This is a genomic window from Pseudomonas sp. Sample_21 (assembly GCF_004307525.1).
Classification (GTDB): domain Bacteria; phylum Pseudomonadota; class Gammaproteobacteria; order Pseudomonadales; family Pseudomonadaceae; genus Aquipseudomonas; species Aquipseudomonas atacamensis.
Genome location: NZ_RCNZ01000125.1, coordinates 32,005 through 46,438 on the forward strand (window position 1 = coordinate 32,005; position 14,434 = coordinate 46,438).

The window sequence follows — 14,434 nt, forward strand, 5'->3', positions numbered from 1 at the left end:
GCGAATGGCGCCACCCGGTCTACAGCGGCAGATGGCCTAACGGCAACGCCCCCGGCGCTTTCACCGTGTGAATGGCAAAGTTGCTGCGAATATCGCTCACCCCCGGCAGTTTCAGCAGGTGCGCGCTGACAAAGCGGTCATAAGCGCGCAAGTCAGGCACCACTACCTGCAACAAAAAGTCCGATTCGCCGGACACCAGAAACGCTGAGACCACCTCAGGCAACGCAGTGACGGCCGCATAAAAAGCCTCGGCGCGTTCTTCGTTGTGCCGCTCGACCTTGACCCCGACAAACACCGTCAGCCCCAGCCCGACTTCATCGCGATCCAGATTGGCCTGGTAGCCTCGGATCACCCCCGCCTCTTCCAGCATGCGTACCCGGCGCAGGCACGGTGAGGCCGACAGGCCGATTTCTTCCGCCAGCTCGACATTGCTCAAACGCCCGTTGCGTTGCAGCGCGGCGAGAATCTTGCGGTCATAGGCGTCGAGTTTCATCTTTGGCAGATCCCGATAGTCTGACGGTTGAAAACCAGCAGGTTATGCCAAAGCTGCGAACAATTGAAGCCGACTACGCAAGCACCTGCCCTGCCCTCTCGCTCTAGACTGGCGCGAGCAGATCAACAACGAAAGGGGGTGTGATGTGGCAAGTCTGTGGCTGTATATTTTGACGCTGGCTGTGGTTCTGCTACTGCCGGGACCGGACATGATCCTGCTGTTGCAAACCGGTGCGCGGCAAGGTCGAGGTGCGGCGCTGGCCACCGCGCTGGGCCTGGCCATCGCCCGCGGCTGCCACGTGGCACTGGCGGCATTGGGGCTGGCGGCGCTGTTCAAAACGGCGCCGTGGACGTTTGACGTGGTGCGCATCGCCGGCGCGGCCTATCTGATGTGGATCGGCATCCAGTGTTTTCGCAGCTCGCTGGTGCCGAGCCTGCAAGCCCAAGAGCAGGTACCTGCCCACGGCCAGTGGCGCGGTGCGATCCGTCGCGGTTTGCTGACCAACCTGCTTAATCCCAAGGCGCTGCTGTTCTGCTCAGTGCTGTTGCCACAGTTTATCGTCAGCGACGGCGCGCCGGTGCTGACACAGTTCGCCGTGCTCGGCCTGGTGCTGGTCAGCGTCGGCCTGCTGTTCGACAGTGTTGTCGCCATGACCGGCGCGGCACTGGGCCGTTGGCTGCAACACAGTCCAACCGCCCAGCGCGCTCAGCAATGGCTGTTCGGCAGTCTGTTGATTGGCTTCGCCGTACGCCTGAGCTTCATTCAACAGGCCTAGCCTTTGCGCACCTTGCGCTGACGACGGGTGATAAGCAGTAACGCAGCAACAGCGACCAGGATGATCGCGCCGATCTGCACCGGCCACTTGTACGGTCGCAGCGTTTCACGCACGGCATCGGTCACCTGGGTGACGTAGCGCTTGTCGGCATTCTCAAAATCCGGGTAGGGGCATTGATTGCCGAAGTCTTGCGCCCACGGCACATAAGGGCCTTCCTTGACGTAGCGCTGATACAGCGCACTCTGGTCTTCAAGGCTGCTGTTCCAGCCGGCGGCATTGCACAACACCGCAGCAAACGCCTGACTGGTGTGCGGCAGGTTATCGGCGGCGCGACTGGCCAGTGCCGTGGCGACAAAACGATAGTGATAACGCTGATCCGGTTGCGCGGCGCTGGCCTGCTGGCGCTGCACTTCCGCCGCTGAAATCAGCGGGCCGACATCCAGCTTCGTGCTCTCCAGCGTGTAATTGCCGCCGAAGGTGGCGTAATCAGGCGCCATCTCATAACCGAGGATGTCCATGCCCCACTCCCGGGCCGTCCATGCGGCGTTGTACAACGCACTGGCGCGTTTGCTCGGCCACCACGCCGACTCGGCCTTGAGCCGTTGCTCGCCATAGAGCCGGGCCTTGTGCTGCAGATCGTCACTGGCGAAATAACCGACCGCTTCCTCGTATCGCCCCTCACGCAGCAAGCGTCGACCGAGCAGATTGCGCAGATTGGCGGCCACCGACAGCGGCACATAGTTGTCGCGCTCCTGCTGCGTCAATGGCGGCGGCGCCGGCACATTCTCATCGACGTACTGCTTGAGCTCATCGACCGTCAGCACCCGCTCGGCAACGGTGGCGGCATCGAACCAGTAAAGGCTGTTGCTGCGATACAGCTGCACGAACGCTTGCAGGTATTCGCCGCGTTGCAGCGCCAGGATCGCGCTTTCGCCCTCGACCCGGCATTTTGGCTGCACCGTTTCAAACGCCCAGTCCGGCGTGCGGCGATAACCCCAGTCTTCATTCTGCGGAAAGGCCTGGGCGGCTTTGGCGTAGGCGGCGGCAGCGGCAGTCGTGTCGCCGTCACGCACTGCCAGTTTTGCCCGCAGCCACCAGGCCAGTCCGCCGTCCTCGGCGTTTACCAGAAAGGCCTTGGCAGACGCGTAGTCGCCCTGTTGATAACTCATCGCCGCCAGTCGATCGGCATTGTCGAGGCTGCCACGGGTGCTGTTTTGCAGGAGTGTGACGAGTTTCTTTTCATTCGCCGGCTGCTCACCGAAAGACCAGCCCTGACGGCTGACCAGCGACGCCGTGACCAGTTGCTGCACTGCTGGCTGCTGGAGCAGTTTGGCCAGTTGAGATTCCGGCAATTCGGCCAGTTCGTTCATCAGTTGCTTGAGCGAGGTGTAACCGACGGACGAACCGTGCAGGTTCTGTGCTTCGTACAGTTCGATGGCGCCGCTCCAGTCGCCCGCGCTGCGCAACGCCCGCGCCTCTTCACCAAGGCTGGCAACGCCCAGTTCCAGCGGATCGCTGAAGCCGTCGATGCTCAGTTGCCGTGCCTGGCGAAAGGCATCGCGCGCCTGTTCCAGCGCTTCGATGCGATCGTGTGCCGCGTTGCTCATGGCAAAGGCGATGCGCCCGAGGGAATACGCCGCCCACGTGCTGCGCAACGGACGCTGGTCTGCCGGCAGCGCCAGCACCTTGTTGAAATACTCCGTGGCCAATTGATGGTCGCCAGTGGCAAAGGCCACCGCGCCGGCGACGTACAAGCGGATTTCCACCGGCAGACTGGCGCCCTGTTCCTCGGCCTGACGTGCATCGCTGAGCCCGCGCAGGCGCTTGACCACAGCGTATTGCTCGACGCTCAGGCCCACCTGCTCAGCCTGTTCGCGCGCCAGTTCTGACGCGTTGTCTTCGGCATAATCGTTGGGGTTGTGGGTCGCCGCTGTGACATTTTTCAGCCCGGCAATGGTTTTACCGAGGCGACTGACTTCGAAGCTGAAACTGCCTTCGGGCAGATCGGCGAGGGTCTGCGCGCGGTTGTCGAGCAGGCGCATCGGGAAGTCCGGGCCGCAGGCCAGCGCCGACCCCAGCGGCAGGCTGAGGCTCAGGCAAAGCAGATGGCGGGGCCAGTTACGGGTCAACATGCGAACCTCCTTGATCAATATGTGCACAACGCGCCCAACCGACAGCGCGCTGTCCGCCCGCCGGCAAGCGGCCGTCACGCAGGCGGGTGAAGGTAAGCAGATTGGCACTTTGTTGCAACGAGTAACCGGTGAGCGCATCGGCGCCTGCACAATCCCGCGCCTTTAGGGTGATTTGCGCGGGCCACGGGCTGTCGAGATTGCCGCGGTTATCGAGCTGGATGTCATACAAACCGCCCTGCTCTTTGAATGACAGGCGCAACTGACTGTTCAGCACATCTCCGCGAGCCACCGCGCGTAAAGTAGCCAGGCTCCAGGCGCGACGATCGTTGGCCAGCGGCAGGCGAAACCAGATCAAACCGGTCAAATGCTCAGGCGGATCCTCGCGCAAAGTCTTGGCCAATTGGCTGAGTTGCTGCGGATCGGCGAGCAACTCCCGGCGCTGCCCGCCGCGCTCCAGTTGCACTTCGCTTTCCACTACCGGCGCGCCACCGTCATCGCTCAACAGCGCAACGCCGTAGGCCGGCAGCGCCAGATAGAACGGTTTGTCGCTGACATGTGCCCAGGCCTTGGCCCACTTCAACGCCTGCCTGGCGTCGAAAAGACCCAGTCGCGGATCGCTCACGGCGTGGACTTGCAGCACGCTGCTGTCGACGCTTCGCAACAGCGCCGGCAACTGCGCGCTATCGAGCCAGGCCGGTAGCGCGGTGATGCTCAAAGGCAACGATGGCGGCAAGACCGCACGCAAGTGTTTGAGGAATTCAGCGTACACGGGCAGCCGTGCATTGCCGGCATCGTGGTCGATTTCGATACCGTTCAGCGTGAGGCCTTGCGCTTGCCAATCGGCAATGACCTGCAGAATCTGCTCGGTGACCTGCTGCTGGTCCAGCGACTGCAACTGGCCATCGAGGCGAATCACTGCGATCAGAGCGCGACCATCAGCTTTCAACAACGCCGGATCAACCCGCGCCCTGCTCCACCGCTCGCCGGGAAAGGCCTGCAACGCCAGCACGCGCAGGGTGGAGAAATCATGGCGACTGTCGCGCAATGCCGGCTCATGCGCAGGTGTCCATTGGCGTTGCCAGACGTAGAGCTGCTGGTCGAGGGCCGGCGCGACGTGTTGCTCGCAACCTGCCAGCAAGACGCTAAAGATCAGACCCGCAATAGACCGCATACCTTGAAAATCCCTGAAGCCACAGGGCTGCAAGGTTACACAAAACAAGGCGTAGCGAGTCGATCAGACTGCGGCTTCAGAACACGCAGTTGGTGTGCTGGACGTACCAAGACGTTGCACCAGCGCGGCACCGCGGTTGCGCATAGGCATTTCGATGAAGCGGTAATTCAATTCGCTGAGCAGGGCAATCAGACCGAACGCCCAGAGCAAGGTGAACACTGGATGACCGGCCGGACTCGGCAGGCCCGCTTCCTGCAAACGGAAAGTAACTTCACGTACCATGAAATACACGGGAATATGAATCAGGTAGATGCCGTACGACCGACTGCCCACCCATCCCATCAATTGCTGCAAGCGCCCGGCCGATAACAGGTAATCCTGATTGTAAGAGGCGACCCACACCAGCAAGGCACTCAATAAAGCGATGGCGCCAACGCGAAAGTGAGTCGCGGAAAATCCATCGGTGGCCAGGTAACTCATCAGCGTTGCAACGACAATCAGCGCTGAGATTCCGGCCCCGTTGCGACTCAGAAACAGCGGCTGCCAACGCCGGTAATTCGGTTGAGCACTCCACATTGCCAACAGTACGCCGAGGGCCAGCGCGTCGGTTCGAACGACCATCAGCAGCGGCGTTCGCACCGCCAGCAGTTGCACTGCGACCAGCGCCAGCAGCACCCAGACCAAATGTCTGCGGCACAGCAGAATCAGCAACGGAAACAACAGGTAGAACTGTTCTTCCAGGGCCAGACTCCAGTAGACGAAACTGCTGCCATATTCGTAGCGGAAGAACGCATCGGCAAAGCGGAAATTGGCGTACTGCAACACTCCTGCGAGCGTCGCCTGCAGATTGGCCTGCAGCGTGCCGAACGCCCCGGAGCGATTGAAAAACATGCACATCAGCAGCACCAGGGCCAGCCACAGCCAGGCCGAAGGCAGCAGGCGAAAAGCGCGGCGTAGCCAGAAATTGCGCGTTTGTTCCCAGTATTGCTGACGGCTGCTGCAATTACGCAGCGCAGGAATCAGGCTGCGGGCAATTACGAAGCCGGAAATGGCGAAAAACAGGTCAACGCCCCACCAGGGTTGTGCCCAAGCATGAATGGCATCGAGCAATGGCACCGGATCGCGGAACAGATTGCCCGCAAGGTGATGGAACAGCACTCCGAGCACGGCAATGGCACGCAGCACTTCGATGTCCATGATGCGTTTACTGCTCATCCGGCATCTCCGCATCCAGCGGTTTACGCGCAATGATCACCTGACTTTTGGGCATGAACTGGTCAAGCACCTGTTTGATCGCAAGTCCGTCGGGCCGGTCGAGCATCTCTTCCCAGGTTCTCGCCCACCCACCCATCAGATGAGGAAAAGGCGCGTGGATCCGATCACGCACCGCACCGTCCGGATCCTTGCCGGCCGCTTTTTCGCTGGCCCAGAAAAAGATCATCCCCATCACCCAGAAAAACCCCGTCGCCTGCCGATGCTCAATGATCAGTCCGGCGTCTTCGACCAGTGCGGCAAAGCGCTCTGGAGTGAAGATCTGCACGTGGTTGGGCGACTGGTAATAACTCTGCGGAGCGATACCTTTTTGCAAGTGCTCGCCAACCGGGGCGGGGACACTGAGCAGGTACAACGCACCGGGACGCCCCATACGCGCCAGTTCGGCCATGAACGCCTCGGGTTCGTCGACGTGCTCCAGCACCTCCATGCACACGACACGGCTGGCGCAGCCGTCGGCCAACGGTAACGGCAAGGTGTTGCTGACCAGTCCCAGATTCGGCCGGGTGCTGCGGTCTTCGACCTGCCGTGCCAGCTCGCGCACTTTGTCGTGTTCACTGTCGGTGAAAATCACCGATGCGCCCTGGCGTACGGCAAACAATGTTGCGGCGCCCTCGCCGCAACCGACGTCGAGCAAGGTGTCGTCAGGCGTAATGGCAAAGCCCTTGAGCAATTCGCCGCTGTCATTGAGAAACCAGCCGTCCAGCACGGCATCACGCAAACCGACATCACGGGGCGACCAGACAAATAAAGGCTCGGGTTCAGCGTCTGGCGTCGGCTCAATCACCGGTTCCGCTATCGGTTCAGCCGCTGGCGGCGGTTGCGAAGATTGCGCTTGGGCAAACAATCGATGAAGCAATCTGCGAATCATGCGCCGATAACCTCCCTCGCCATTTCGGCGCGGGCTTGCAGCAGGCTCGCCAGAAACGCCCGTAATCGCTGCTCGGCCACCGCTTGACTGCAAAACGCCTCGAGACTCACGACAGCCTGTGCCGACATGGTGGCGTAACGCTGGGGATCATTTTGCGCGACGTCGTAACTGGCAGTGTAAGCGGCACAGATCGAAGCCCAGCTCGTTGCGTAGCGCAAGGTTCGATAGGCCGAACGCGGGTCGTGAGGCCAAGCCGTGAATTGCTCGGTTGCCTCGATCAGAAAAGCGTTATCGGCATTCATATAGTCGATCATTGCCGTGGTGCACGGTGCCACCGCCGGCTTGCCGCACGACATGAATTCCATCAGCGGCAGGCACTGGCCTTCGCCGTAGGAAGTGTTGACGACGTAACGGGTCGCCTGCACCAGACGTTCGTAATCCGCGTCTGCCAGATAGCCGTAGATAAGCACGATGCGGCAGCGATAAGGCTGATTCTTGTAAAGGTGATGGAGGATGTCGGTGAGGGCTTCTTCAGCATCGTGATGGGTGAGTTTCAGCACCAGGGTTGCATCAGCGTTTTCCCGCATAGCGGCACAGAAGGCACTGATCATGTCCTCCCAGTTCTTGCGCCCGTCCCGGGGGTTGAACACCGAGGTGTACACCACACCTTCAAGCACCAGCTCTTGCTCGGTGACCGGCGCGAGGAAATCGATTCCACGCCCACGGCGCAACGGCACAGGAGCGAAAGCATCCAAGGCGATCTCGCGAGTGTCGACTACCAGGCCTTTGATTTTCAGCCGTACTGAATCGACGGCTGGCTGCCCCTGCAATTGAACGCCGCGCGCTGCGAACCGATCCCAGACCGGCGCGGGGACGGCGACTATCGGGTACTCGACAGACATCGCTTTGCGCACGGCATCGACCGTGTAACTGGAGTGCGTGATCGCAGCACCGCAGGCGGCAAGTACTGTGCGCCAGTCGTTCAGCGGATCGCCAGCGAATGGCTCATCGGGAATCGTGCTGAACTCCCAGGCAAAGACCGGCAAGGTCGGACACGCCAGATGCACCGGGGTGCGATGCGGTGGCGAGAACGACAGAAATACGCAAGCCTCGCCACGTGACTGGCACTCTGCATACAACGCATCGACTTCGCTGTTCGGGTCCATGACCTCGATCACCCGACCCAGACGTTCTAGCACTGGCCGATACTCCTTGAGCACGAAGTAATAGCTGTACTCCGAGCGCCCAAGGTTGCGGCTGATGGTGTGCTGGTTGGTTTCCGAATGGATGATGATCAGCATGGGGCGCTATCCCTGACCTGGGCAACGTGACCGGGCTGTGGTTCGAGCCCGAAAAAATCCTCGACGCGCTTTTGCAGAACCGCGATCGCACTGAAATGCTCCATGCGCTGCGCGGCAGCCAACGACATTCGCTGATAATCCTGAGGCTGTGTCGTGGCCATCCGGTAACTGTCTTCGTAGGCTTGTTTCAAGGAGCCCCAGTCTGGCCGGTGACGATGCGCACGAAACAGCATGCGCGGGTCATGGGGCCACGTGCACGCCTCAACGCTGGAGTCGACCACGAACGCCACAGACTCGTCGATATAGTCCTGCATCGCCGTGTGGTCGGGGGCGATCACCGGTTTGCCGCAGGCCATGAACTCCATCAGCGGCAGACACAGACCCTCACAATGCGAGGCGTTGACGTAAAAATTCGCCGACTGGTAAAGCCGCGCGTATTGCGCATCGTCCATGTAACCGTGAATCATCACGACCCGACAGGAAAAAGGCGCCAGCTGCGCCAGTGGCGTCATCAAGTGTGCATAGACGGCAGCCAGGTCGCTCTGGGTAAATTTCATCACCAGTGTGGCGTCGGGAGTGTCACGAAAGGCCGCGCAGAAAGCGGTGAGGATCTGTAGCCAGTTCTTGCGCCCGTCCGCGGGGCGAAACACCGACGCGTAGACCACACCGTCAACCTCGGCTTGAACCTGCAATGAGGTGTCCGGCATATCTCGCGGTGGCGGTTGCACTGGCACCGGCAAAAGTTGAGGGCCGGCGATACCGGGCAAATGTCTGGCGAGCCATTCATGCCAGGAATGCCCAAGCAAGTCGTGAATCCCCTCCCAGTACCAATTCTGCAAAAACCTCACCCGTGGCACCACGGGCGTCTGATCATGGCCGGCATTGAGCAGCCAAAGGCGCAGGTAATGCTTTGCGATGACCAAGCGTCGTTTCCACGTCAGCGGTGGTGGTCGCGAAGCCTCCAACTGTGCTTCGATTTCCGCCAGTTCTTCGGCGGTGAGAGGCTTGGGCAGCAGATTATCCGGATGCAGGTTCATCTGGCGGGAATCGAAAATGCACCCTTTGAGCGTCAACGTCGTACCTGTGTTGACCGGTGTGCTGAGGTGCTGCTTGCCGATGGACGCAAGCTCCTCTCCGAGTGGGGCGGGCAATACCAGCACAGGGAAATCCTCTCCCATCGAGCGACGAATCGCTCGGGCGGTATGGCTGGACAGTGTGATCACGCGGCCATGCCTTGCCAACATGCGCGTCCAGTCCTGGCCAGGATCATCGCCCCATTGTTCATCGGGAATCGAGTCGTACTCCCAGGTAACGACGCAAATGGTCGGGCACTGGAGGTCAATCGCGGTTTTTTGTGGTCGGGTGAATGAGAGGAAAACACTCTCTTGGCCGGCGGCGTGTAACTGCCGAAAAAGCGGGTCAACCTCTGCGACAGTACTCACCACATGAACTAGCCCGACAGTTTCGAGCAATGAACGGTAAGCCTTCAATACGAAGTAATAACTCGCGTCGGGATGGCCGAGACTCTCCCTGATGGAGTGTTCGTTGATGTCCGAATAAAGAATGAAGTTCATGGCATTCCACAATGAAACCGCCTTCCCGGCAGCTTCACCCTAGTGACGGCCAAGCGTAGAACCTGATCGATCGCGGTTCTTCGTCTCAAGTCTCGTCTTGTTCTTGTTTTAGTGGTCGGTCTCACCTTTTCGCACAACGAGCCGGAACATCCCTGGCAAGCGTGATGAGGGCCATTCTAAACACATCCATCACGAGTCCGGAAACCGCCCGGCGAGAATAAATCGGACTACGCTGATGAGAACTGACCAGTCACGGTTTGCCCTGTTGAAATTGCCGAGCAATTGGCACAGATTGTAGACAAACAACTACAACAACTGACTTCGCCTGCCTGTCACCTAGCTGTTTCTTCAGCCGGGCAGACCTTTTTACAAAGCCTGTAGAAAAGCGGCGCTAGTCAAAACCAAGGGGTCGATTTTTGAAAAAGCGTCCATTCGTCGCGGATTCCAATGGATTCGTGGATCACCCTGTCTCGTCGCGTCCGACATTTCCGGGCTCCTCGTGGAAGCAGCAATCCGAGGCGTTGTCCAACGACCTCACCGAGCGGTACGACACCACCGATCTTTGGCCGCAGTTAGAAATACATCACAGCCGGCTTTTGCCACAGTGCGGCGTCAGCTGCTTCGATCACTCACACTGGAGGACAGTTTAATGCTTTCAGTGTACAGATCGTTGTACGACTACCGAGGGTTCATCAGTGGCAGCGTACAACGAGAGTTTCAAGCGCGGTACCGCAACTCCCTGTTAGGCGCGCTCTGGCCGATCTTCAATCCTCTGTCGATGATCGTGATTTACACCGTAGTCTTCTCCCACATCATGCACGCTCGCTTGCCTGGCGTGGATGACGGCATGGCCTACAGCATTTATCTGTGCGCCGGACTTCTGGCGTGGGGGCTTTTTTCAGAAATCACACTGCGCAGCCAGAACATGTTTCTGGATAACGCTAACCTGTTGAAGAAGGTCAGCTTCCCAAAAATATGCCTGCCAACGATCGTACTGATCAATGCGGGAATAAATTTCGCAATCATCATCGGGTTGTTTCTTGGCTTTCTACTCATCACCGGACGCTGGCCGGGCGTGGCATTGCTATCGCTAGTGCCGCTGGTTGCTCTGCAAATGATGCTCTGCGCCGGACTTGGCATGGTACTGGGCATACTGAACGTTTTTTTTCGGGATGTCGGCCAGCTGTTCGGTATCTGTCTGCAATTCTGGTTCTGGCTGACACCCATAATTTATCCCATCACCATATTGCCGGAGCCATTGCAGAAGTTGCTCCGATTCAATCCTCTGACCAACCTGATAGGCAGTTACCAGAATCTGTTCGTTTACGGCCAATGGCCGATCTGGAGTTCGCTGCTGCCAACATTCGTGATTGGCGCAGTGTTTTGCACAATGGGCCTGTACCTGTTTCGCAAACAGGTCGGCGCAATGGAGGATGAGCTCTGATGGGACATATTCGTGTTACACGGCTGGGCAAAGCCTATAGACAATATCCCAGTCGCTGGAGCCGTCTGATCGAATGGCTGACGCCTTTTTCACCATTGCGCCACCGCCAGCACTGGGTATTGAAAGACCTCACATTCGAAATCTCTGCGGGCCAAGCTGTGGGTATCGTCGGTGTCAACGGAGCGGGCAAGAGCACGCTGCTCAAGATGATCACGGGCACCAACCGACAGACTTGCGGCACCATCGAGCTTTCGGGACGAGTGGCGGCGCTGCTGGAGCTGGGCATGGGATTCCACCCGGACTTCACCGGTCGGCAAAACGCCGTGATGGCTGGCCAACTGCTCGGTCTGCAGGTCGAAGAAATCAACGCATTGATGCCGGAGATCGAAATATTCGCAGAAATTGGCGAGGCCATTGATCAACCGGTACGCACGTATTCAAGCGGTATGCAGATGCGCCTGGCTTTCAGCGTCGCCACAGCACGCCGCCCCGATATTCTTATCGTCGATGAAGCTCTTTCGGTGGGTGATGCATACTTTCAGCACAAAAGCTTCGAGCGGATCCGCAGTTTTCGCAAGGCCGGCACTACCCTGCTTATAGTCTCTCACGACCGCTCTGCCATTCAAGCGATCTGCGATTCCGCAATTTTGCTCGATGGCGGCCATATGGCGATGCACGACAGACCTGAAGCAGTCATGGATTACTACAACGCCTTGCTAGCCGAACGGGAGGGCCAAAGCGTACGCCAGGAAGTGCTCGACGGCGGCCAGGTTCAGACCGTATCGGGAACAGGTGAAGCCGGCATCCTTGGAGTGCGTTTGCTGGACGAATCCGAACGTTGTATCGAAGTTGCTGAAGTCGGCCAGTCTGTCGTATTGGAAGTAGAGGTTGAAGTCCGTCAGGACATCGAGAGGCTGGTACTTGGGTTCATGATCAAGGATCGACTCGGTCAGCCCATGTACGGTATCAATACCCACCGCCAGAAACAGGCATTGGAAAATCTGCGTGCCGGCGAGCGCGTCATTTACCGCTTCGCGTTTGCAATGGGTCTGGGCAAAGGCAATTACTCCGTCGCCCTCAGCCTGTCGAGGCTGGACTCGCATCTGGACAAGAATTACGAGTGGCGTGATTTGGGCTTGGTGTTTCATGTCATCAACATTCGCCACGAAGACTTTGTCGGATGCTCATGGCTTAACGCTAAGACCACGGTGCGCCGTTATGTCGAAGCCGATTTGCTCGAGCGTATGCCGTGATTCGCTTACTGGTGGAATGCACCCACGTGTTTAAGCATCCGATGGTGAACTCGGGGATCCAGCGTGTGGTGCGAAATGTCATCAAACAATTGCCCGCCAGCGCAAAAGGCGTCGAATGCATACCTGTGGTTGTGCTCAATGGCTATCTGTATCGCGTGCTGCATCTCGCACCGCTCAATTCACCTTTCCTGAACAAACTTGAAAATTTTGGTGAACGGTTGGAGCGCCTGGCTCATCGCTTTTGGCAATGGCATCAACGACGCGACGCAAAATGCACTTCGAAACTGGCGCGACGGCTTTTGTACGTGGGCTACCGACTGACCTCCTTTAGCGCCTTCGGAATATCGCTGCGACTGATTCGACGGGTCAATCGCACTCAACTGCTCAAACGTTGTTTACCGCTGCAACACCAGCCGGGCGATCAATTGTTGTTGCTGGACTCCTCCTGGCACTCGGACTTTTTCGCTCAAGTAGAAAGGTTCAAGAGCGACGGTGTTGGCGTAATTGCCGTGATCTACGACCTTATCCCGCTGACTCATCCGCATTTTTACGAAAGCCGTCTGGTCGGGGTTTTCGGCGAATGGTTCGAGTGGATCACACGCACTGCCGATGGCTACATGGCGATTTCCGCCACAGTGCGCGATCAGTTGCGTGAAGAGTTGAAGTTCCGTATCGGCGCTGAAAAGACCGCCAAATGCTGGTTCGATTTCTTTCATCTTGGCTCAGAACTAGATCTCCATGACACAGAAGGAACAATCGAGCCGCACCTGATGCAACTATTCGTGACCAGCGATCCAGTGTTTCTGATGGTCAGCACCATTGAGCCGCGCAAAAATCACGCGTATCTGCTCGACGCTTTCGAACGCGCCTGGGCCGCAGGCTCCACTGCGCATCTGTGCATCGCAGGAAAGATCGGCTGGAAGTGCGATGCATTGCTGACCCGGGTAAGCAACCATTCAGAACTGAACCAACGACTGTTCATGTTCAACGACCTCAGCGACACTAGCCTTGAATATGCATACGCTCATGCCAGTGCACTGGTTTTTCCATCGTTCGTCGAAGGCTTCGGTTTACCATTGGTGGAAGCCATGCAGCGAGGCTTGCCGGCAATGGGGAGCGATATAGCAGTGTTTCGTGAAATCGGCGGAGATTTTATGGCGTACTTTGACTTGCAGGACCCGCAAAGTCTCGCCAATCTGATTTGCTGCTTCCAGCGCAGCGGGCAATTTCCAGCTGTCCGCGACGTTGTCGATTGGCAATGGATTAGCTGGCGTGAAGCCAGCCTGCAACTAGTCGAACGCAGCGTACACCATTTGTTGGAAGTGCCTGAGGCGCTTCCCATGCAGTACGCATCTTGCCCTTGACGCAACGGTTCAACAGCGACTGCGCACCGGGATGCGCCATTCACCCCATTCCTGCAGATTTTGCTTGCCCGCTCAGCATTGCTGAACAACCTGTCTGGCGCGGCCTCCAGAGTGCGGCTGCGTAAATCAGACTGCGGTTTGCAACCCGGCCACCGTACGCGGCATTGCGACAAAACCCGGCAAGGCTTCGATCCGTGTCAGCCAGGCGCGAACGTTGGTGTAGTCGTCCAGCGAGACATTGCCCTCCGGCGCATGGGCGATGTAGCTGTAGGCAGACACGTCAGCGATGGTCGGCTCTTCGCCCGCCAGATACGCCGTTTTGCCCAACTCCAGTTCCATGACCTTGAGCAGGTTGTGCGCACGGCCAATGACTTCCTCGGCATTCAGTTGCGCACCAAACACCGTGATCAGGCGTGCCGCCGCCGGGCCAAAGGCAATCGGTCCCGCCGCTGCCGACAACCAGCGCTGCACATGCGCTGCGCCCACCGGATCGGTCGGTAGCCAGCGTCCGTTGCCATATTTCTGCGCCAGATAAACCAGAATCGCATTGGAATCGGCTAACACCACGCCATTGTCATCAATCGCCGGCACTTGGCCGAAGCTGTTGATCGCCAGGTACTGCGGCTGCTTGTGCTCACCCTTGGCCAGATCGACGAAGATCAGCTCGGTCGGCAGTTGCAGCAGCGACAGCATCAACTCGACACGGTGGGCGTGGCCGGAACGGGGGAAGTTGTAGAGTTTGATCGCTTGCATGGTCGACTCCGCTGGAAAGTGACGTCGCTAC

12 protein-coding genes are annotated in these 14,434 nt (G+C 58.7%); 4 read left to right on the forward strand and 8 right to left on the reverse strand.

Annotated features, from left to right (window positions below; genetic code table 11):
* Nucleotides 1-19 precede the first annotated feature (19 nt).
* Nucleotides 20-493 carry an Lrp/AsnC family transcriptional regulator gene (locus D8U71_RS24175; protein ID WP_024014870.1) on the reverse strand — a complete coding sequence of 158 codons (474 nt, stop codon included), beginning with the start codon at nt 491-493 and terminating at the stop codon, nt 20-22.
* 145 nt (nt 494-638) lie between these two features.
* Here D8U71_RS24175 and D8U71_RS24180 point away from each other — a divergent pair, with 145 nt between their 5' ends.
* Entirely contained in the window at nt 639-1,268 is a 630-nt protein-coding gene (locus D8U71_RS24180) for a LysE family translocator (protein ID WP_130888846.1), read from the forward strand.
* Here the strand turns inward: D8U71_RS24180 and D8U71_RS24185 are convergent.
* From D8U71_RS24185 to D8U71_RS24210, 6 genes are all read right to left on the reverse strand, one after another.
* On the reverse strand, nt 1,265-3,400 hold the full coding sequence (locus tag D8U71_RS24185; RefSeq protein WP_130888847.1) for a hypothetical protein: 2,136 nt from the start codon (nt 3,398-3,400) through the stop codon (nt 1,265-1,267). The two genes, D8U71_RS24180 and D8U71_RS24185, sit on opposite strands and share 4 nt — an antisense overlap.
* Entirely contained in the window at nt 3,387-4,571 is a 1,185-nt protein-coding gene (locus D8U71_RS24190) for a DUF3142 domain-containing protein (RefSeq protein WP_130888848.1), read from the reverse strand. Before D8U71_RS24190 ends, D8U71_RS24185 begins: the two co-directional genes overlap by 14 nt.
* A gap of 63 nt (nt 4,572-4,634) precedes the next feature.
* Nucleotides 4,635-5,786, reverse strand: coding sequence for an acyltransferase (locus tag D8U71_RS24195; RefSeq protein ID WP_130888849.1), 1,152 nt, complete (start codon nt 5,784-5,786; stop codon nt 4,635-4,637).
* A complete protein-coding gene (locus tag D8U71_RS24200) occupies nt 5,776-6,714 on the reverse strand; it encodes a class I SAM-dependent methyltransferase (protein ID WP_130888850.1) in 939 nt (312 codons plus the stop codon). The genes D8U71_RS24195 and D8U71_RS24200 overlap by 11 nt, the downstream gene beginning before the upstream one ends.
* The gene (locus D8U71_RS24205; RefSeq protein ID WP_130888851.1) at nt 6,711-8,015 is read right to left on the reverse strand and encodes a glycosyltransferase; all 1,305 of its coding nucleotides are present in this window, start codon (nt 8,013-8,015) and stop codon (nt 6,711-6,713) included. The genes D8U71_RS24200 and D8U71_RS24205 overlap by 4 nt, the downstream gene beginning before the upstream one ends.
* Entirely contained in the window at nt 8,009-9,589 is a 1,581-nt protein-coding gene (locus D8U71_RS24210) for a glycosyltransferase (protein WP_130888852.1), read from the reverse strand. The genes D8U71_RS24205 and D8U71_RS24210 overlap by 7 nt, the downstream gene beginning before the upstream one ends.
* Before the next feature lie 649 nt (nt 9,590-10,238).
* On the opposite strand from D8U71_RS24210, the gene D8U71_RS24215 reads away from it, so the two are divergent.
* Genes D8U71_RS24215 through D8U71_RS24225 form a run of 3 tightly spaced genes read left to right on the forward strand, consistent with a single transcriptional unit; the run spans nt 10,239 to nt 13,650 of the window.
* Nucleotides 10,239-11,033 (forward strand): ABC transporter permease, encoded by a 795-nt coding sequence (locus tag D8U71_RS24215; RefSeq protein ID WP_130888853.1) that lies wholly within the window; start codon nt 10,239-10,241, stop codon nt 11,031-11,033.
* The gene (locus D8U71_RS24220) at nt 11,033-12,286 is read left to right on the forward strand and encodes an ABC transporter ATP-binding protein (RefSeq protein ID WP_122705446.1); all 1,254 of its coding nucleotides are present in this window, start codon (nt 11,033-11,035) and stop codon (nt 12,284-12,286) included. Before D8U71_RS24215 ends, D8U71_RS24220 begins: the two co-directional genes overlap by 1 nt.
* The gene (locus tag D8U71_RS24225; protein WP_122705445.1) at nt 12,283-13,650 is read left to right on the forward strand and encodes a glycosyltransferase family 1 protein; all 1,368 of its coding nucleotides are present in this window, start codon (nt 12,283-12,285) and stop codon (nt 13,648-13,650) included. Before D8U71_RS24220 ends, D8U71_RS24225 begins: the two co-directional genes overlap by 4 nt.
* Before the next feature lie 126 nt (nt 13,651-13,776).
* Here D8U71_RS24225 and D8U71_RS24230 read toward each other — a convergent pair whose 3' ends face one another.
* The gene (locus tag D8U71_RS24230) at nt 13,777-14,403 is read right to left on the reverse strand and encodes a glutathione S-transferase (protein ID WP_130888854.1); all 627 of its coding nucleotides are present in this window, start codon (nt 14,401-14,403) and stop codon (nt 13,777-13,779) included.
* Between the last annotated feature and the right edge of the window lie 31 nt (nt 14,404-14,434).